The sequence below is a fragment of the Phyllobacterium bourgognense genome, from assembly GCF_003337575.1.
Taxonomy (GTDB): domain Bacteria; phylum Pseudomonadota; class Alphaproteobacteria; order Rhizobiales; family Rhizobiaceae; genus Phyllobacterium; species Phyllobacterium bourgognense.
The window spans coordinates 1-19,224 of sequence record NZ_QPJM01000025.1 but is presented as its reverse complement, the minus strand read 5'-3'; the positions used below and the strand labels follow the sequence as shown (position 1 = coordinate 19,224).

Annotated in this window: 18 protein-coding genes and 1 tRNA gene; 17 read left to right on the top strand and 2 right to left on the bottom strand. The window is 55.1% G+C overall.

All coding sequences use genetic code 11. The features are described 5' to 3' along the window. Positions 1 to 15: 15 nt before the first annotated feature. From C7476_RS25150 to C7476_RS25125, 6 genes are all read left to right on the top strand, one after another. Complete coding sequence (locus C7476_RS25150; protein ID WP_114432672.1) at positions 16 to 1,023, top strand: aldo/keto reductase; 1,008 nt, start codon at positions 16 to 18, stop codon at positions 1,021 to 1,023. A 259-nt stretch (positions 1,024 to 1,282) separates the two neighbouring features. Then, on the top strand, positions 1,283 to 2,428 hold the full coding sequence (locus C7476_RS25145) for a TRAP transporter substrate-binding protein (protein WP_114432671.1): 1,146 nt from the start codon (positions 1,283 to 1,285) through the stop codon (positions 2,426 to 2,428). 47 nt (positions 2,429 to 2,475) lie between these two features. Continuing rightward, positions 2,476 to 3,186: a TRAP transporter small permease subunit gene (locus C7476_RS25140; protein ID WP_181872603.1), complete on the top strand. Its 711-nt coding sequence runs from the start codon at positions 2,476 to 2,478 to the stop codon at positions 3,184 to 3,186. After that, positions 3,183 to 4,928, top strand: a complete 1,746-nt coding sequence (locus C7476_RS25135) for a TRAP transporter large permease (RefSeq protein ID WP_114432669.1) — start codon at positions 3,183 to 3,185, stop codon at positions 4,926 to 4,928. The genes C7476_RS25140 and C7476_RS25135 overlap by 4 nt, the downstream gene beginning before the upstream one ends. 169 nt (positions 4,929 to 5,097) lie before the next feature. Continuing rightward, entirely contained in the window at positions 5,098 to 6,348 is a 1,251-nt protein-coding gene (locus C7476_RS25130) for a PQQ-dependent sugar dehydrogenase (protein ID WP_114432668.1), read from the top strand. A gap of 37 nt (positions 6,349 to 6,385) precedes the next feature. Beyond that, positions 6,386 to 6,700, top strand: a complete 315-nt coding sequence (locus C7476_RS25125; RefSeq protein ID WP_342633361.1) for a c-type cytochrome — start codon at positions 6,386 to 6,388, stop codon at positions 6,698 to 6,700. A 152-nt stretch (positions 6,701 to 6,852) separates the two neighbouring features. Here C7476_RS25125 and C7476_RS25120 read toward each other — a convergent pair whose 3' ends face one another. Continuing rightward, a complete protein-coding gene (locus C7476_RS25120) occupies positions 6,853 to 8,727 on the bottom strand; it encodes a TPR end-of-group domain-containing protein (protein ID WP_114432666.1) in 1,875 nt (624 codons plus the stop codon). 238 nt (positions 8,728 to 8,965) lie between these two features. Here C7476_RS25120 and C7476_RS25115 point away from each other — a divergent pair, with 238 nt between their 5' ends. The 11 genes from C7476_RS25115 to C7476_RS25075 all read left to right on the top strand — a co-directional run bounded on the left by C7476_RS25115 (position 8,966) and on the right by C7476_RS25075 (position 18,456). Continuing rightward, positions 8,966 to 9,337, top strand: a complete 372-nt coding sequence (locus tag C7476_RS25115) for a nuclear transport factor 2 family protein (protein ID WP_114432665.1) — start codon at positions 8,966 to 8,968, stop codon at positions 9,335 to 9,337. A 138-nt stretch (positions 9,338 to 9,475) separates the two neighbouring features. Then, positions 9,476 to 9,679, top strand: coding sequence for a hypothetical protein (locus C7476_RS28950; protein ID WP_114432664.1), 204 nt, complete (start codon positions 9,476 to 9,478; stop codon positions 9,677 to 9,679). Positions 9,680 to 9,734: 55 nt separating this feature from the next. Then, the gene (locus C7476_RS28400; protein WP_181872600.1) at positions 9,735 to 9,908 is read left to right on the top strand and encodes a hypothetical protein; all 174 of its coding nucleotides are present in this window, start codon (positions 9,735 to 9,737) and stop codon (positions 9,906 to 9,908) included. 112 nt (positions 9,909 to 10,020) lie between these two features. Beyond that, positions 10,021 to 10,296, top strand: coding sequence for a hypothetical protein (locus C7476_RS27945; protein WP_147274735.1), 276 nt, complete (start codon positions 10,021 to 10,023; stop codon positions 10,294 to 10,296). Positions 10,297 to 10,448: 152 nt separating this feature from the next. Then, positions 10,449 to 11,183 (top strand): hypothetical protein, encoded by a 735-nt coding sequence (locus C7476_RS25105; RefSeq protein WP_114432663.1) that lies wholly within the window; start codon positions 10,449 to 10,451, stop codon positions 11,181 to 11,183. Between the two features lie 412 nt (positions 11,184 to 11,595). Continuing rightward, positions 11,596 to 12,327: a FadR/GntR family transcriptional regulator gene (locus tag C7476_RS25100; protein WP_114432662.1), complete on the top strand. Its 732-nt coding sequence runs from the start codon at positions 11,596 to 11,598 to the stop codon at positions 12,325 to 12,327. 83 nt (positions 12,328 to 12,410) lie between these two features. Further along, a complete protein-coding gene (kdgD, locus tag C7476_RS25095) occupies positions 12,411 to 13,316 on the top strand; it encodes a 5-dehydro-4-deoxyglucarate dehydratase (RefSeq protein ID WP_114432661.1) in 906 nt (301 codons plus the stop codon). Positions 13,317 to 13,392: 76 nt separating this feature from the next. Continuing rightward, complete coding sequence (locus C7476_RS25090) at positions 13,393 to 14,904, top strand: ABC transporter substrate-binding protein (protein ID WP_114432660.1); 1,512 nt, start codon at positions 13,393 to 13,395, stop codon at positions 14,902 to 14,904. A 70-nt stretch (positions 14,905 to 14,974) separates the two neighbouring features. Then, entirely contained in the window at positions 14,975 to 15,889 is a 915-nt protein-coding gene (locus C7476_RS25085) for an ABC transporter permease (protein WP_114432659.1), read from the top strand. 3 nt (positions 15,890 to 15,892) lie between these two features. After that, positions 15,893 to 16,816, top strand: coding sequence for an ABC transporter permease (locus tag C7476_RS25080; RefSeq protein WP_114432658.1), 924 nt, complete (start codon positions 15,893 to 15,895; stop codon positions 16,814 to 16,816). Continuing rightward, positions 16,813 to 18,456, top strand: a complete 1,644-nt coding sequence (locus C7476_RS25075; protein ID WP_114432657.1) for an ABC transporter ATP-binding protein — start codon at positions 16,813 to 16,815, stop codon at positions 18,454 to 18,456. The genes C7476_RS25080 and C7476_RS25075 overlap by 4 nt, the downstream gene beginning before the upstream one ends. 336 nt (positions 18,457 to 18,792) lie before the next feature. Here C7476_RS25075 and C7476_RS25070 read toward each other — a convergent pair. After that, positions 18,793 to 18,869 (bottom strand) — tRNA-Met (locus tag C7476_RS25070). Positions 18,870 to 19,224 lie beyond the last annotated feature (355 nt).

Below are 19,224 nucleotides of genomic sequence, written 5' to 3'. Positions count from 1 at the left end.
TATCTGGAGTAACACATGAAACAGCGCCGCGTCGGATCGACCGATCTGGTCATATCCGAAATCGGTTTTGGTTGTGGCGGCAATGCCGGTCTCATGGTGAGTGGCGAATATGCCGAGCAATTGCGCGTTATTGCGCAAGCCCTGGAATGTGGCATCAACTACTTCGACAATGCGCCTGACTATGGCACTGGTGCGGCCGAAGACAATCTCGGTCGCGTCCTGAGAGAACTCGGTGCTGATCCCGTTATCAATACCAAGGTCGAGATCCGTGCCGAGAACCTTGATGATATAGCTGGACATATCGAAAGGTCCGTCGAAGAAAGTTTGCGGCGGCTCAAACGCGATACAATCGATATCGTGCAGATTCATAATGGACCTGTCGCAGCACGACCCGACATGGAAGGTAAATACTACGCCACGCTTTGGGCTGAAGACTATCATCGGCAAGGCGGCGTACTGGAAGGCGTCGACGCCATTCTCCGGCGGGGCAAGGCGCGTCATGCGGGTTTCGTGTGTCGCGGCAACGATATCGATGAGGTGCGTCAACTCCTTGATACCGGCCTCTTCCACATGATTAATGTACCATACACATTGTTAAACCCTAGCGCCGGCTATCCCCAATCGAGCCACATCGACGTCAAACCCGATTACGGCAACGTTATCAATGTCGCCAAGGCTGCCGGTTGCGGGGTTGCGGTCTTTAGCCCGCTTGCCGGCGGCGTTCTGACCGAGGCAATACTGTGCGGGCAACAAACGCATCCGCTTGCACGCACGAAGAATATCGAAACGCTGGAGGCAAAGGGCGTTTTGCACGAGGCGCGGGAATTTCAGGCGCTAGCTGCACGCGAAAATATCGAACTGGTTGAACTCGCTTACAGGTTCATCCTGAGCAATGCGTCCGTGACGACCCTCTTAGGTGGAATTACCGCAGCAGATCAGCTGGCGGCGGCGGTTACAGCTTCGATCGCGGGACCCTTGCCGCAAAATCTTCTTACAGACATCGAAACCATCTGGCATCGCTGACTCTGCTCTTAGCGTCCGATCATTCGCATCTTGTGGATAGCTAACCCTACCTTCCGGAATCATAATCTTGCGGACACAGACGGACTTTTGACAATGACACGGAATGACGCCGGACAGTCCAGCGATACCAATCCCTAGTATCCATCGCCAACCTTTTGAAATATTGCTTTGTACATCATTGAGTGGACTTTGCTTGTACGGTCATTGAGTAGTAGTGTGTGGCAGAGGTACATAAGCCTCGTGCTTTCGGGAGGAGCAAATGACCAAATCAAGAAATCGAACATGGGATAAAACGTCGCGTCGCAAGTTCCTGAGTGGAGCAGCGGTGGCGGGCGCGGCGATGGTTGCTGCGCCGAGCGTCGTCAAGGCGCAGGGGCCGGTCAACATGCGCTGGCAAAGCACATGGCCCTCCAAGGACATCTTTCACGAGTTTGCAGTCGATTTCGCCAAGAAGATCAATGACATGACAGGCGGAGATCTCAAGATCGAGGTGCTGCCGGCAGGCGCCGTCGTGCCTGCGTTTGGCCTGCTTGATGCGGTGTCACAAGGCACGCTTGACGGTGGCCACGGCGTACTTGTCTACCATTACGGCAAGCAAACAGCGTTGGCACTGTGGGGATCAGGCCCTGGTTTCGCCATGGATGCCAACATGCTGCTCGCGTGGCACAAATATGGCGGCGGGAAGGAGCTTCTCGCAAAGCTCTATGACTCCATAGGCGCCAATGTTGTTTCCTTCCCGTATGGGCCGATGCCGACACAGCCGCTTGGCTGGTTCAAAAATCCGGTCGCGAAGGTCGAAGATATCAATGGCTTGAAGTTCCGTACCGTTGGCATCTCCATTGATGTCTTCACTGGTCTTGGCGCAGCGGTCAACGCGCTCCCGGGCGGCGAAATCGTCTCGGCATTGGACCGCGGATTGCTTGATGCGGCCGAATTCAACAATGCCTCGTCTGACCGTGTACTTGGTTTTCCTGACGTCTCCAAGATCTGCATGCTGCAGAGCTATCACCAGAATGCGGAGCAGTTTGAAATCCTGTTCAACAAGACGAAATATGACGCATTGCCTGAACAAATGAAGGCCATAATCGGCAACGCGACCGAAGCTGCCTCGCAGGACATGCACTGGAAGGCGATCGATCGCTATTCGAAAGATTATCGTGAGATGCAGACGGCAGACAAGGTCAAATTCTACAAGACACCAGACGTGATCCTTAAGAAGCAACTGGAGGTCTATGACGAGGTCGTGAAGAAAAAGGCCGGCGAAAACCCGCTTTTCAAGGAAATCCTCATATCGCAGATCGCTTTTGCCGAGCGGGCAACGCGATGGGAACAGGACACGGTCGTCAGTCGCCGGATGGCATTCGATCACTATTTTGGAGAGAACGCAGCGGCTAAGAAGATCTGACGTACACTCCAAACTGGTAAAGCATCATCGGGCATTTTGATCCGATGATGCTTTCTTTGCCTACATACTCTCTCACATCGGGGGCATGCGTGAACGTTCAGCACTTTCTGAATACGATCGACGCAATCAGCGTATGGGTCGGAAAGGCCGCGGCGTGGCTTATCATCGGGCTGATGGCGCTTGTCTGCATCGAGGTCTTCAAGCGCTACATAATGAACATGCCGACGGCATGGATATTCGACGCCAGCAGCATGTTCTATGGCAGTTTGTTCATGCTCGCGGGAGCATACACTCTGGCACAAAACGCCCATGTGCGTGGCGACTTTCTTTACAGCTCGATGCGGCCACGAACGCAGGCGGCGCTTGATCTGGTATTGTATATCGTCTTCTTTCTGCCGGGCATCGCCGCCCTTGTTTACGCGGGCTACGACTACGCAGCGCTCTCGTGGCGGATTGGCGAGCATTCAACTGTGACGGCCGAAGGTCCGCCGATCTACTACTTCAAATCCGTCATTCCCTTGGCTGGTGGCCTTTTGATGCTTCAGGGAATAGCCGAAATCACGCGCTGTATCGTCTGTCTCAAGACCGGAGAATGGCCTAGCCGGCTCAAGGATGTGGCGGAGATCGACGTGGTCGAGGAGCAGCTCGCGCACAGCGAGCATGTGGATGAGGAAACGCGCAAACTGGCGATAGAGCGCGCGCAGCAAATCGATGAAACCGCGCGCAAACGCGGCTCGGGGGGAGACCTGCAAACGTGAGCGATCCAGTTCTTGGACTAACGATGCTGATGCTCATAGTCGTGGTTATCGTCATGGGTTTCCCGACTGCTTTCACGCTGATGGGCCTCGGCATGTTTTTCGGCTTTTATGCGTTCTACAACCCTGCGGAACACTGGATAGATAATCGTGTCTTCGATTTGATGGTTCAGCGCACCTATGGCGCCATGACCAACGACGTTCTCATCTCCATCCCGCTGTTCGTGCTCATGGGGTACGTGATGGAACGCGGAGCCTTGGTCGACAAGATGTTCTATAGCATCCAGCTTTCCTTCCGGCGCGTGCCTGCATCGCTCGCCATTGCAACGCTCATCGTCTGCACGTTCTGGGGCATCGCCAGCGGCCTCGTTGGCGCAGTAGTAGTCCTGATGGGAGTAATTGCCTTCAACCCGATGCTGCGCGCCGGATATGATGTGAAGCTCGCTTCCGGCGTGATCACTGCGGGCGGTACGCTAGGTATTCTGATCCCGCCGTCGGTCATGATCATTGTCTATGCGGCGGTCGCGGGGCAGTCCGTCGTGAAGCTCTACGCCGCCGCAATGTTTCCCGGCTTTTTCCTCGCCTTCCTTTATCTCGTTTACATTCTCGCCTGGGCGACAATCAATCCGAAGATTGCTCCACCCCTGCCGGAGGAACAAACAAGGGTTCCAGTTCCTGCATGGATGAAAAGCTTTCAGGCAGCCTACTCACGCAACATGTTTGCCGGGCTTTTTTCAGCTTTGTTCGCTCCGTCAAGGGCTATGGCGCTCGCGGCTGAGGATGGACCTCTTACCTACTTGAAGCTGCTCAAAAATTTTTGTGCCGCATTAATACCCTTCGCCCTGACAGCTCTCACCTTCTTACTGGTGTGGTGGTATGTCGTGATCCATCAGCAAGCCTCGGCCGACACCGAAGCACCAGCTGGATTGGAACAGCTCGGCTCACCGGTGGTGGACGCGGCGCCGACGGGACCTGTCGGGCCGTCGACCAGTTTCTACATTTCGTTCGGCGTCATTGCCATTCTCGCTGCGATCGTGCTTGTGCGGTACTACCGGAAGATGGATGCCGAGCGACTGGAGGTCGTGAAGCTTCTGACGTCATCCGTCATGCCGCTTGGTGTTCTCACCATTGTCGTGCTGGCGGTCATCCTGTTCGGAATCACCACGGCTACGGAGTCTGCAGCCGTCGGTGCAGCCGGGGCCTTTCTGCTGGCGTTTCACGCCAGAACACTCAACTGGAAGCGCACCAAGGAAGCGGTATTCCTTACGGCGAAAACCACGGCCATGGTCTGTTGGCTCTTTGTCGGCTCGGCGCTGTTCTCCGCCGTTTTTGCCATTCTCGGCGGTCAGGCGCTGCTTGAGCAATGGGTGCTGTCGCTCAACCTGACGCCAGTACAGTTCATGATCCTGTCGCAAGCGATCATCTTTATTCTCGGCTGGCCGCTCGAGTGGACCGAGATCATCATCATCTTCGTGCCGATCTTTCTACCCATGCTGAAGCACTTCAACATAGACCCGGTTCTCTGGGGTGTTCTCGTCTTCGTGAATTTGCAAGCGGCGTTCTTGTCGCCTCCGGTCGCGATGTCGGCGTTCTATCTTAAAGGCGTTTCTCCACCGCACGTCACACTCAACCAGATATTCGCAGGCATGATGCCTTACATGCTGATCGTGATCGTTTGCATGATCATCATGTATATCTGGCCCGGCATAACGCTCTGGCTACCGAACTACCTTTACGGTGGCTGAGATCGACATTCTTTAGGCAGCCGAAAACCCGGTTTATTGTCAGGAAAATCAATCTGTGCAATACTTTTTGGTGTTGAGTAAAACTTGCGAAGTCTACGCCCGGCGCGGAAGATTCAAATAAAAACGAACTGCCGCAGCGTAGTATCTGGTCCCTTGGGAGGATACCGTGATGAAGAAACTTGCTTTCGTTTTGTCATGCGCAGCCGTCTTTTGTTTAACGTCCGCCTTTGCGCAGGACGCCAATCTCGAGAAACTCGGCGGCTTCAAGACCACCGGCACACCGATGATGGAGCCGATTCCGCAAACTGGGGAGAATGCCGAAGCCCTCAAAGCAATCGCGGCGAAAATCAAAGTTCCCGATGGCTTCAAGGTCGGTCTTTACGCCATTGTTCCTGATGCCCGCCATATGGCCGTGGGGCCGCAAGGTGTGGTGACTTTCGTCGGTACCCGCAAGGAATTGGTCTATTCGATGACCGACCGCGATAAGAACCGCGTCGCCGACGACGTGAAGGTGTTCGCGCCTTCGATCAAAATGGCCGTGCCAAACGGCGTTTGTTTCTCCAGGGATGGCCATCTTTATCTTGCCGAGCAGAACCGGGTGCTGTGGTTCCCCGCGGCCGAATTTTTCTATGAAGGCCCGGATGTCGCGGCTTTCGCCATCGTCAAGGAAGGTGAACTGATCCCCGCGTCTAATGAAAGCTACAATCACACAGCGCGCACCTGCCGTGTCGGGCCTGATGGCCGGATTTATATCACTATTGGCCAGCCCTTCAATGTGCCAGCGCCCGAAGTACTCCCAGAGTTTCAAAAACTGGGTATTGGCGGCATCATAAGCATGAAGCAGGACGGTTCCGATCGCAAGATTTACGCCCGTGGCATGCGCAATCCACTTGGCCTGGATTTCAATCCAAAGGACAAGACAATTTGGGTGAATGACAATCAGGTCGACGGCATGGGCGACACCATCCCGCCGGGTGAAATGAATCATGTTACCGGGCCGGATCAGAATTTTGGCTTCCCATGGTATGGCGGCGGCAAGACCCGCACCACTGAGTACAAGGATGCCACAGTGCCCGAAGGCGTGATTTTCCCGGCGGTCGAGCAAGACGCTCACGCGGCCGACCTCGGCCTGTCGTTCTACACGGGCAAACAGTTCCCCGAGAAGTACCGGGGCGGCATTTTTTCGACCCAGCACGGTTCCTGGAACCGCGTCGACCCCGTGGGTGCTCGGGTGCTGTTCACCTCGCTCAAGGCGGACGGCTCGGCGGACAAGACGGAGGTGTTCGCAGAAGGCTGGCTGAGCGAGGATGGCGAGTATCTCGGCCGTCCGGTCGATGTTCAGGTACTCAACGACGGTTCACTACTGGTATCCGACGATCTAGCCGGTGCAGTCTGGCGGATTTCCTATGGTACCAAGTGACGTTCGCCCATCGTCATAGGAGGTCGATATTCGTGGTTTGATAATAAGTCTGGCCGCTCTTGTTGCCTGTTCAAATGTTGCTCAGGCCGCAGGCGATGCCGCTTCAGGCAAAAAGGTCATGTCGAAGTGCCAAGTTTGCCATGGAAAAGATGGCCTAGCCAAGCTGCCAGACGCGCCGAATATAGCCGGCCAAAAGGAGGCTTATCTCGTGAAGGCGTTGATTGCCTTCAAGGCCGGCGAGCGGAAGAATGAGCAGATGACGGTGGTGGTCAAAGGTTTGAGCGATGAAGACATAGCGAATGTCGCCGCTTATTATTCATCGATCAAGATCAGCGTTCAAGTTCCGCCATGAGTTGGTAGGGCGCAACGAAGCCTTCCATTTCAAAGGCCAGATGTGCGGAGTAACGCTTGTGCACGACGGGGAATAGCTTCGAGATCGGTCCCGTCATCCTGAATCCGATCAACAGCCGAGTCTTTGAGACGCCGTGATCCACCCAATAAGTATTACACGCTAAGCCGTTTCTCCTCCTCTATAAGATCAAACATTTTCAAGAATCGAACATCGCCGCGAATAGGGTTTAAATCGGAATCATTTTTGAACCACATAGTCTGATAGTGCGAACTTTTGGGTAGGACGCTTTGCAGCAATTGGATAGCTTTTTCGATCTCACCTATGATTGAGTACACGCAGGCGACGTTATATTGCGCGACGACATCGTCTGGATCGATTGCCAATGCCCGGTCAGCCCACTCTCGGGCGCGTTGATGGTCACCGAGATGCGCCCAGGCCAATGCACCGCGATGGGCTGGCCCGGAGTTTTCCGGATTTTGGGCCAGAGCCTGCTCCGCCCGCCATGCTCCAACGCGCGCCCAGCTCTCGGTTTCCGCTCCTTTACCGAGAGAGCTATATGCACTCATCAAATGGATGGGCGAGAGATAATCATCGGGCTTCAATTCGGCAGCTCGTTTAAAATAGTGCACCGCAGACTCGAAGTTGCCGCGCATGTAAAAGAAGCGCGCATAGTGGAAATTGGCTTCATGAAGTCCCTGATCGATCGCGAGTGCACGCTCGAAGGAGGCTGCGGCATCTTCATCATGGCCAGCCTGATGAAGAGCCAATCCCCGGGATGCATGCGCTTCGGCTAAATCTGGATCCAGCTCGAGCGCTTTAGCGGCCATGGCTGAAATTCTTTCCAGCGGGAAGTCATCCGGTTGCCAGTCGCGCAATGCCGCCTCGCAGTCAGCAATGCCTGCATAAGCCCGGGCATAATCGCGATCCAATTCCACTGCCTTGCAGAACATGCGCCGCGCCAGATGAAGGTAAGATTTGGTCCAGGCATGCGAAAACTGACGTCCCCGCAAATAATAGGTATAAGCTTCGACATTACCGGTTGGCTCGGTCTCGATTGCTTTCTTCTCTTCTGGCAAAAGCTTGATTTTCAACTGGCTGACGATTGCGTGCGTTATTTCATCCTGTATGGCAAAAATGTCGGTCAGGTCCCTATCATATCGTTCCGCCCACATGTGGCCGCCGTGCAGCGCGTCTATAAGCTGCCCGGTTATCCGGACACGCTCTCCGACCTTGCGCACACTGCCTTCCAAAACATAACGGACGCCAAGGTCCTGCGCCACCTGTTTAATCTTTACTGACCTGCCCTTGTAAGTGAACACCGTATTGCGTGCCACGACGTGAAGGCTGGAAATCTTGGACAAATCCGTAATGATGTCCTCGGTGATACCATCGGAAAAATACTCTTGGTCGGGATCGCGGCTCATGTTGGTAAATGGTAAAACGGCTATGAATTTTTGCGCCTGATCAAGCGGGCCAACTATCGTTTGCGTGTTAATTTCGGTGCTGGATGCGCCCTCAAAACCAATCGTATAGACACGAATATTTTGCTTGATGTTCTTAAGTGAGTGCTCGCCTTTATCTACGAACTTCAAATTCAACCGGGAGCCCACTTGATCGCGTACTGATGCTGCTACCGCAATGCATCCAGCATCGGCAATGCTTTCCAGACGGGCTGCAACGTTGACACCATCTCCAAAAATGTCGCCGTCCTCCACGATTATATCACCGAGATTAATTCCTATTCGCAGATCGATGCGGTGATCCTTGGCAACGCCTTGGTTGCGTTCTGCCATTCCTCGCTGGATGTCGGCAGCGCAAGCAACGGCATTGATCACACTGGCGAACTCAACCAGCATTCCGTCCCCGGTCAGCTTAAAGGTCCGACCTTTATGGTCATTGATCAAAGGGTCGATCAGTTCACTGCGATGGCACTTGAACCTGTTGAGCGTCCCCGCTTCATCAATGCCCATGAGATGACTGTAGCCCACGATGTCAGCAGCAAATATAGCGCTCAGCCGGCGTTCCAAATGACCTCCAGATTATGACTAAATGCAAGAAGATCGGACTGTAACCGCTTCATCGCTTGAAGTCGCGTCCATCTTTCGATTGACGACAAGGAGTGACAATATCGATTTTGGCTTCCATCTGCCCGAAACGTCCGCAGACGACAACGACCGAAGCTTCCATCGAGAGCATGAGCGAGTGGAGTCCTTTAACCCACTGTGGTTCTATCGCCAGCGACCCTGAATGAATGGAGATACGGTGATGGACATTCGATCGACACTGCAGGAGCTATGTGAGGCCTTCAACGCGCACGATCTTGATCGTATCATGGCGTTCTTTTCTGATGATTGTGTATTGGAGATGCCGCGGGGAAACAATCCTTGGGGCTCTCGTTTCGAGGGCAAACGGAACGTACGCAATGCGCTGGCAACGCGCTTTGAGGGCCTGCCTGATGTTCATTACGGCAATGAGCAGCATTTTGTAGATTCGGGCACCGAAACTGGAATCTCAAAATGGACCCTTACGGGCACCAACCTCGACGGGACGAGAAAGGAAGTCAGGGGTTGTGACTTCTACACTTTTCGCGACGGCAAGGTAGTCCGCAAAGACTCATACTGGAAAATCGTGGAGTGAAATTCTCCACACGATCCCGGCTGAACGATCCTGGTTCTTGGTGGCATGGTGCGAGACGTGAACATGGCGCTACTCTCCCCTTGCTTTCCGCTTGACGAAACTGTTGGATCATCTTTTTTGCACTTTGGGAGAACAGCGATGATTGCTGCTTACATCGACGAGTTCATTATGTTTTGCGCCGGATTGTGGATGACAGCTGTGGGCTTCCGTTACCTATCGTTTCCACCTCCCAATCAAGGTGTTCAGAACGCTTGGCTAGCAATCCTTGTTAACCATTTCAGATGGATGGGGCCGCTATTGCTGATAATCGCTATCGTTCTGGCTATTGCCTCACCGGCTTAATCAGCTAGTCCTTGCCCACTCGACCAATTCGAGAGCCGGACCTCGGGAAAGAAGAATGACGTTCGACGAGCCACCACTCAATACCGTCGGCATTGAACCAAAAGATAGAAAATGGTTCGTGACAGTGCGCGAAAGCGGACAAGTCAAGCAGCGCGCATTTGGTACGGAGGAAGCCGCGAAGGAGTTCGCCAAACAGGAAGAAAGACGCCTGGGCATTGTCAGGAGATAGCCTCCTACGAGACTCTTGATTTCGACGCACACGGCTTGGCAAACGGTCCATTGGATTGCCGCCGCTAAGGGGCCATCAATTTGTGATTCGGTGTTACAATTGGGGCCCCAACGTGCTGCTGTTTGACGGCGTGCAGAAGGCATATACCGCGATCCAGAATCCGCAGCAGGTTGTCCTCAAACAACCGGAGGTGCTCATCGACACCTCCCGCTGGCCGCGATGTTCGCACTCAGAGGGCTCCAGCGTTCCGACAACTCCCCAAGCGCGGCTGGTTGCGAGCAAAGCCGGTATCATGTGCAGGTTAGCGTCCAAGTACCACGCCCTGTCAGCCTCTCGGCAGCGCAATCTCGATGTCCAGGGCCACGACGAGAACGGCAAGTATCATTAGGGTCGCCAGCACGGCTACGCCGACCGCCAAATTTAAATGTCCTCCAACGGGAGCCATTTACTGCCTCCATGCGTTGACAATGAACTAAGGAATAAGCGACAAATTTGTGATGGTTTTGTGACATGTCAAGTACATGTAAAATCTGGTGATCTATGAGTGTCCGGCTCACCGATGTAGCCACTGAAGACCTTTCGCTAAGGGCGCGCACGGTCGGGACGCCGGGCCGCGTGTTTATATTGGCTTGTGCGGTTTCGGCACTGCTGCTCGGTGCAGGTTTTATGCAGGATCTGATACTCTATTCCGGCTCCAAGCCGGACCTTTCCAATAAGATATGGCTGCTCGACGTCGACTCGGAGGAGAGCGCGTTTACCTGGCTTTCCGTGGTGGTAGCGTTTTCCGCAGCAGGGTTGCTTTTTCTGGCAAGCAGGGACGCAGCAATGCGGGGCAACCGGTTCAGATACCACTGGTATGCTCTCACGGTACTTTTTTTGTTACTTTCGTTCGACGAATTCGCGGGCATTCATGAAAAGATTTCTGCCGCTTTATCGGGAAGGATGGAGCACACCGGCCTGATGTATTTTGCCTGGGCAGCGCCAGCCGGTATCCTCAGCCTGATAGGGCTCGTTGCGTTTATTCCCTTCATCAGGTCGTTTCCCTTGACGCTCGCGGGGCTCCTTGTGCTTTCAGCTCTGATCTTCCTTGGCGGCGCCGTCGGGTTCGAGATGATCGGCGGCAGCGTTGCAGAAGTTGAAGGGATTGAATCATTTCGTTACCGGGTATTGACGAACGTCGAGGAAGGTCTCGAAATGGCAGGTATACTGATCTTCATCTATGTGTTGCTGTGCCATCTGGAGCGTTCGGGAGCAACACTCCACCCGAGCGCGTGATCTCTTATACCGCTTTGGGCGGGAGACGTTGGCGAGGAGGTTCGAACACAAGTGGGTGTCCAAGCGTGGATGGGCTATTGCGTCTGCCCTGCGTCAATGAGTGCATTGCAAACCACAAAGGTTGGTCCTACATGCGATTCAGTCAACGCGGTTCCTCCTCCCATTTTCCGCGTTGGCTGTTCCCCTCTGGAGGTTTTTGACCTTCACAATTAGGCCGGGCTTTTTTTAGTCCGGCTCTTTTTTGTCTGTGAGGCGGGATGGCCGTTGCCGCGGCCTTTGCGTTTCACGCGTAAACCAAGCCATTGACAGCAGATTGCTTCGCGATGAGATATGATGTCTCGCACGTGGTCATACTTTTTTGTTCCCCGGCCACTTGAGATGATGTACCGTCGCCCAAAGCAATGGAGTTCGGATGGATATGGCAGATAGCATGGGTGTCAAGAGGACACTTGCCTGGAAAGTTGCCGATGAGTTGCGTCGGCAGATCGAGGGAGGTGACTACGCACCGGGAGATAAATTGCCGATTGAACCGGTGCTTGTCGAAAAGTTCGGCTTCAGCCGCACCGTCATTCGTGAAGCCATAGCGGCGCTGCGAGCGGACGGGCTTTTGGAGTCGCGTCACGGGGTTGGTGTGTTCGTACTCGGGCCAAAACAAACGTCCGAGACGCTCGCTCTGTTTACCGACGCGACAGACAAGATTTCCGATATCATCGAAGAACTGGAGTTGCGCATCGGCATAGAGGTAGAAGCCGCAGGACTTGCAGCCCTTCGCAGTTCGCCAGCGCAGGAGGCTGAAATACAGGCGCAACTCGATATTTTTGCGCAACTTGTTGCAAAAGGAGAGTCCACCGATGATGCGGATTTCCAATTTCATATGGCTATCGCGACCGCAACCAACAACGTCAGGTTCAAGACGTTTCTGGAACATATAGGACGGCGGATTATCCCTCGGGTTAAATTCCGCAAAGCGATGGGTGGTATCGATCCCCTACCCAATCGCGACCGCATCCTGCTTGCCGAACATACGGAGGTCGTGGACGCTATTCTCGCCCGCGACCCCGACCAGGCGCGGGACGCCATGCGGCGGCATCTGCTCGGCGGCATCAAACGGTACCGTGGACTGGCGAGCCGGAAACCCATCTGACGGAAAAGCAAAACCTGTTGACAGATCCTCTCTTGTCATAATATGACTCGGTATGAGACATCGTACTAATAACGGGAGTTGAAATGTCGCCAGAAGAAATCAAATCGCGGCTGTCCTCAGGCTTGCTGTCATTTCCGGTCACGCATTTCGATAGTGATCTTCGGCTGAACCTCGCCAGCTACCGCGAGCACGTCTCCTGGCTGTCTAGCTTCGACGCGGCAGCCCTTTTTGCGGCTGGCGGCACCGGTGAGTTCTTTTCCCTTTCGCCGGAAGAAGTGGGTGAGATTACAAAGGCCGCCAAAGACGTATCTGGTAGTGTACCGATCATCTCAGGCTGCGGATATGGTATCGAACTTGCAAAGGACGTTGCACGTCGAGCCGAAAAAGCCGGCGCGGATGGGTTGCTTCTTCTGCCACATTATCTAATCGGCGCGCCTCAGGAAGGTATCTATCAGCACGTGAAAGCCGTCTGCGAAGCGACCGGTCTCGGTGTCATCATATACAATCGCGCGAATTCCGTCGCGAACGCCGATACGGTAGCGCGGCTCGCCGATGCATGCCCCAATCTGATCGGCTTCAAGGACGGAACCGGCAAGGTCGATCTCGTCCGCAACGTCACGGCGAAGCTCGGAGATCGTCTGTGCTACATAGGCGGCATGCCGACACACGAGCTTTTTGCGGAGGCATTCAACGCCGTGGGTGTCACCACCTATTCGTCGGCTGTCTTCAATTTCGTTCCAGCCCTCGCACAGCGGTTCTACAAGGCGATGCGCTCCGAAGACCACACGACAATGGCAGCCATCCTCGACGGTTTCTTTTTCGAATTCGCTAAAATCCGTGATCGTGAAGTGGGTTATCCGGTCTCCATCATCAAGGCGGGTGTTGAACTCATCGGCAGAACACCAGGACCTGTCCGGCCACCCCTGACCAATCTCAAGCCTGATGAAAAGGATATGCTGGCGCGGCTCATAGAAAGTGCAGGGGGTTAACTGCAGGAAGGGAGCTTGCGGTTCTCCAGCTCAGTCGAGCCATCGAAAAGTTTGAATATCAATGGGAGGAGACAATATGAAAACGAGACACAGCATCGCTGTCATTGCCATGGCGCTCATGGCGTCAACGTCCGGAATCGCGCATGGCCAGGAGGCTTCGAAGGAGATCAAGATCGTTCTGCCGGAGCAGCCTGCCAATTTGGAGCCCTGCGGTACCATCATTACCAATGTCGGGCAGATTCTGAGCCAGAACGTCACCGAAGCCTTGACCGTCATCGATGCCAAGACGGGCCTGCCGCAGCCAAAGCTGGCGACGGAGTGGGCTCGCATCGACGATATGACCTGGCGTATCAAGCTCAGGCCCGGCGTCAAGTTTCAGGATGGAACGGGTATGGATGCGAAAGCTGTCGCGTTTTCCATCAAACGCATGACGGGCGGTGCGCTGACATGCAACAACATGGCGAAGTTCGGTGACCGGACGCTCGAAGCAACGCCGGTCGACGATCTGACGCTGGATATCAAATCCGACCGGCCCGAACCGATCTTGCCGACGCTGCTCAGCGTGGTGATGGTCATCTCCCCCAACACGCCAGCGGACAAACCCGTTAATGATCCTGTCGGGACCGGCCCGTTCAAATTGACCTCCTTCGACACACAAACGGTCACTATGAACCGGTTTGACGGATACTGGGGTGAAAAGCCCGAAATCGAAAAGGCGACCTACGTCTGGAGATCCGAATCGTCTATCCGTGCCGCGATGGTCGAAACCGGTGAAGCTGACCTAACGCCATCGATCGCCATTCAGGACGCCACCAATCCCGAAACCGATTTCTCCTATCTGAATTCGGAAACGACTGCGATGCGCGTTGATATGTCCAAGCCGCCGCTCAACGATTTGCGCATCCGCAAGGCGCTCAATCTGGCAATCGATTGGGAGGGCCTGAAGGCATTGTTCGGGCCTGACGTAAAGCGCGCATCACAGATGGTCGTTCCGGGCATCAATGGCCATGACGATAGCTTGCAGCCTTGGGAGTACGATCCGGCGAAGGCGGTTGAACTCGTCGCGGAAGCGAAAGCTGCCGGCGTTCCAGTCGACACGGAAATCGTTCTGATTGGCCGCAATGGGATTTATCCCAACGGCGGTGAGGCCATGGAAGCGATGGCGGCGATGTGGCAGACGGCAGGGCTCAACGTGAAGCTCACCATGCTCGACGTTGCAGACTGGATCCGCTATCTGCAGAAGCCCTATCCTGAGGAGCGTGGCGCCACCTTGCTGCAGATGATGCACGACAACAACAAGGGTGACTCAGCATTCACCATTCCGATCTTCTACCGCTCGACCGGTCAGTATTCGACCGTGTCCGATCCGGCGTTCGATGCGGAAATCGATACGGCACTTGCCGCAAGCGGCGAAGAGCGCACAAAGGATTTCAAGGCGATCTTCACCAAGGCGCGCACCGATGTCGTATCCGACATTCCGATGTTCCACATGATAGGGTATACGCGCGTGGGCAAGCGCCTTGATTGGAAGCCGGATATTACGACCAACAGCGAAATTCCGCTCGCACACATCCATATGAGGGACTGATATCCCACAGGAGCGCGGTTGACCTGAGCTGCGCTCCTGATTGTTCCAGTTACAGCCGAAAGGCAAATTCATGTTAAGTTTTATCGGCAGGCGCGCATCGCACAGCATCATTTCGGTCATGGGCCTGCTTGCGCTGGTCTTCTTCCTTACTCGGCTGACCGGCGACCCCTCATCGCTCTTTCTGCCCCTCGATTCGACGGCCGAGGCCCGAGCCGCGTTCGCCAAGCTGCACGGTTTCGATCAACCTGTTTATTGGCAGTTTCTGCAGTATCTGCGCGATCTGCTCAGTCTCGATTTTGGCGAATCTGTCCGCCAGAACCGCTCGGCGATGGCGGTCGCGCTGGAGGCTTTTCCACAAACGCTGAAGCTTGCTGTTGTTGCGATGTTGCTCTCTACCGCTCTCGCACTCGTTGTCGGCTCACTTGCTGCTTCCAGGCCGGGTAGTTTGTTCGACCGTGTCGTGACGCTCGTTTCCCTGTCGGGTGCCAGCGCGCCGGATTTTTGGGTCGCGATCGTCGGAATTCTCATATTTGCCGTCAGCTTCGAACTTCTACCGACATCGGGCACGGGCAGCTATCTGCATTGGATATTGCCAATTTTTGTTTTGATGCTCCGTCCCTTCGGATTGCTGGTGCAAGTTGTTCGTGGCGCCATGCTCGGGGCGCTCGCCTCACCCTACATCAAGACCGCGAGGGCCAAGGGCTTGCGGCGGCAACAGATCATCTTCGGACACGCGCTTAGAAACTCGCTTCTCCCCGTCATCACCGTCGCTGGCGACCTGACGTCAGGTCTCATCAACGGTGCGGTCATCGTTGAAACCGTCTTCGGCTGGCCAGGCATCGGCAAGCTGATGATCGACGCCATCATTCAGCGCGATTTCGCCGTCGTGCAATCAACCATTCTGGTCACCGCGACCGCGATCTTCATTCTGAATATCTGCATAGATCTTCTCTACGCGGTGCTCGATCCAAGAATTCGGTATTAGCCCATGACCGCAATCCTCAGCGAAACCTCCGTCTCTGCTTCCCCTGGAAATGCCCGGGTGGTCTTCAACTGCCTGAAGCGCGACAAGCTTGCTTTCGCCGCAGCCATTTTTCTTTTGATATTGACCATAGCGACGCTCGCCGGACCGCCGCTTATTGGCGATACGGCAGCGAAATTGGGCCTGCGCCAGCGCAACCTGCCACCGTTTTCTTTCGATCACGGGTGGCTCTTTTTTCTGGGCGCCGACACACTTGGGCGTCCTATCCTGGCGCGCCTGATTGTCGGTGCACAGAACACGCTGGGCATCGCGCTTGCCGCGGTCGTCTTTTCCATGCTGACTGGAGGCGTACTCGGACTGATCGCCGGCTATAGCGAACGCTGGTACAGCCAGGTGATCCAGCGTGTCGCCGATATCATCATGAGCTTTCCGTCACTGCTGCTCGCCCTTATCGTGCTCTATACGCTTGGCCCGAGCATCTCCAACCTGATTATCGTTCTTGCCCTGACGCGCATACCGATCTATCTGCGCACCACGCGCGCGGAGGTGCTGGAGTTGCGCGAGCGGATGTTTGTGAGCGCGGCTAAATCCATGGGCGCCAAGCCGCTCCGTATCGTTGTCCGGCATATCGCTCCTATGGTATTACCAACGCTACTGACCATCGCTGCTATCGATTTCGCAACGGTCATTCTGGCGGAATCCTCATTGAGCTTCCTTGGTCTCGGCATCCAGCCTCCGGAGTTTACCTGGGGCGCCATGGTCGCCAACGGCCGTGGTTATCTGGCCAATGCCTGGTGGATCTCGTTCTGGCCCGGCTTGGCGATCCTTTTGACAACTCTCTCCCTGAACTTGCTTTCCAGTTGGGCCAGAACTATGGCGGATCCGCAGCAGCGTTGGCGTCTCCAGAGCCTGAGAAAGGCATCCAGATGAGCCAGTCAGCAACCCCCATTCTTTCCGTTGATGATCTGACGGTGGATTTCCTCTCCGACGGTGCGCCTGTGCGAGCTGTCGATTGCGTTTCGTTCGAGGTCAATCGCGGCGAAACGCTGGTAATTCTCGGTGAGAGTGGTTCAGGCAAGAGCGTAAGTACCAGCGCGGTGATGGATCTGATCGATCAACCGCCCGGTGATATCGTCCGTGGACGGATTTCGTTCGAGGGAGCTCCGATCGGCAGCCTGCAGGGAGAGGCGCGCCGGTCCATTAACGGCCGCAGGATCGCTATGATCTTTCAAGACCCTCTCGCATATCTAAATCCGGTTTACACGGTTGGTCGGCAAATCTGCGAAGTATTCGAATGCCATGGCATCGCCAGGGGCAGACCAGCCCGCCAACGCGCTGTCGATATGCTGCGACGCGTCGGCATTCCAGATCCGGAAGCAAGGATTGACCATTATCCGCATCAGTTTTCGGGGGGCCAGCGGCAACGCGTGATGATCGCGATGGCAATCGCGTTGAAACCTGATCTGCTGATCGCCGACGAACCCACGACGGCGCTTGATGTCAGCGTTCAGGCACAAATTCTTGATCTATTGCGCGATCTGCAGAACGAAACGGGCATGGCACTGATCCTTATCACACACGATCTGGAGGTTGCCGCATCGATGGCCGATTGGATCATCGTCATGAACCGCGGCAAAATCGTCGAGGCGGGCGTGGCGAGAGACGTCTTCACTAAACCACAACACGCCTATACGAAAAAGCTGATCTCGGCGCTTCCGCATGGCCACGCGTCGGAAACCTCCAATCGGCGCTCCACGGATCTTTCCGGCGAAACCGTTCTGCGGGTCGAAAACCTGACGAAGGAATACGCCTTGTCCTCAGGGCTCTTCGGCAAGACGAAAAAAACGTTCCTCGCCGTCAGGGACGTGAGTTTTGAAGTTAGAAAAGGCGAAACGCTCGGCATCGTCGGCGAATCCGGTTCGGGCAAGTCCAGTGTGGCGCGCATGCTGCTGAGGCTGAGCGAGCCAACCGCCGGCGAGGCAATCTTCAACGGCCAGGATGTCTTCGCCATGGGTGAGCACCGTCTGCTCGCCTATCGCCGCAAGGTTCAAATGGTGTTTCAGGATCCCTATGGCTCGATGAATCCGCGTATGAACGTGCGCGCGATCATCTCCGAACCCTGGTCCATTCACGCCGATATCCTGCCGAAGGCCAAGTGGAAAGACCGCGTCGTAGAGCTCCTTGAGCTCGTTGACCTGAAACCCGAGCACGCGGATCGCTATCCGCACCAGTTTTCAGGGGGTCAGAGGCAAAGGATTGCAATTGCCCGCGCGCTTGCAAGCGAACCCGAACTCGTCATCTGCGACGAAGCGGTGTCTGCGCTTGATGTTTCCATCCAGGCTCAGGTAATCGACTTGCTCGCCGACCTTCGGACCCGGCTTGGACTCTCCTACATTTTCATCACGCATGATCTGCCAATCGTGCGTCACTTCGCAGACCGGATTCTCGTCATGAAACAAGGCGAAATTGTCGAGGAAGGACCAACCTCGGCCATCTTCGGTAGTCCCAGCCACGGCTATACGCGCAGTCTACTGGACGCAACACCCATTCCCAAATGGCTTGAAACATAAAACGTTGCGGTGCGGAATCGTAAACGTGCGAGGAATGCGTTACTAATCTGGAAACTGCTCTCCGCCGCGTCGGCGACGCTTTGCGGCCCCTGATACCGCTTCAAATCAGCCGGCCACCAAGCCAAAAACAAGAGCCGGACAAGCCGGGCCTTTGTTTTCTGGTTGCGGGGACAGGGATTTGCGAAGCAAGACGCCCCTCACCTTGAGGTTGAGCTCTTGCTACGATGAATTGAGGCGGGCAAACGATCTCTCCAGTGAATCGATTGTCCGTCGAAAGTTGGCTTGGCTTGGCGAAGCCGAGATGCCGGACAATCGTCGGAAGGATGGTTTTGATTTTGGTTGCGGGGACAGGATTTGAACCTGTGACCTTCAGGTTATGAGCCTGACGAGCTACCGGGCTGCTCCACCCCGCGCCACCAAGATACGGCAAAGTTGCCGTCTGTCGTTGTCCATCCTCGGGCTCTGCCCTGCGGGTGGACGGGTTGCAGCCCGGATTTTTCCGTTTGTCCGGCCTCAAAAGCGAAGGTTGCTTTTGTCAAGCCGGACGGGGTGCTGCTCCACCTCGCGCCACCATATCGGCACTTGTGCGCCTCGCGTGCTTTTGCTTGTAAGTATGCGCTTACGCATTGTTTTTTGCAAAAGCAAAAGGCCGCATGCGCGGCCTTTTTGAATGTCTGTGTGTTGTTGTGAGATTTGTTTATGAACGTTGCGTTTGGCAGACCTGGCAGCGACCTACTCTCCCGCGTCTTGAGACGAAGTACCATTGGC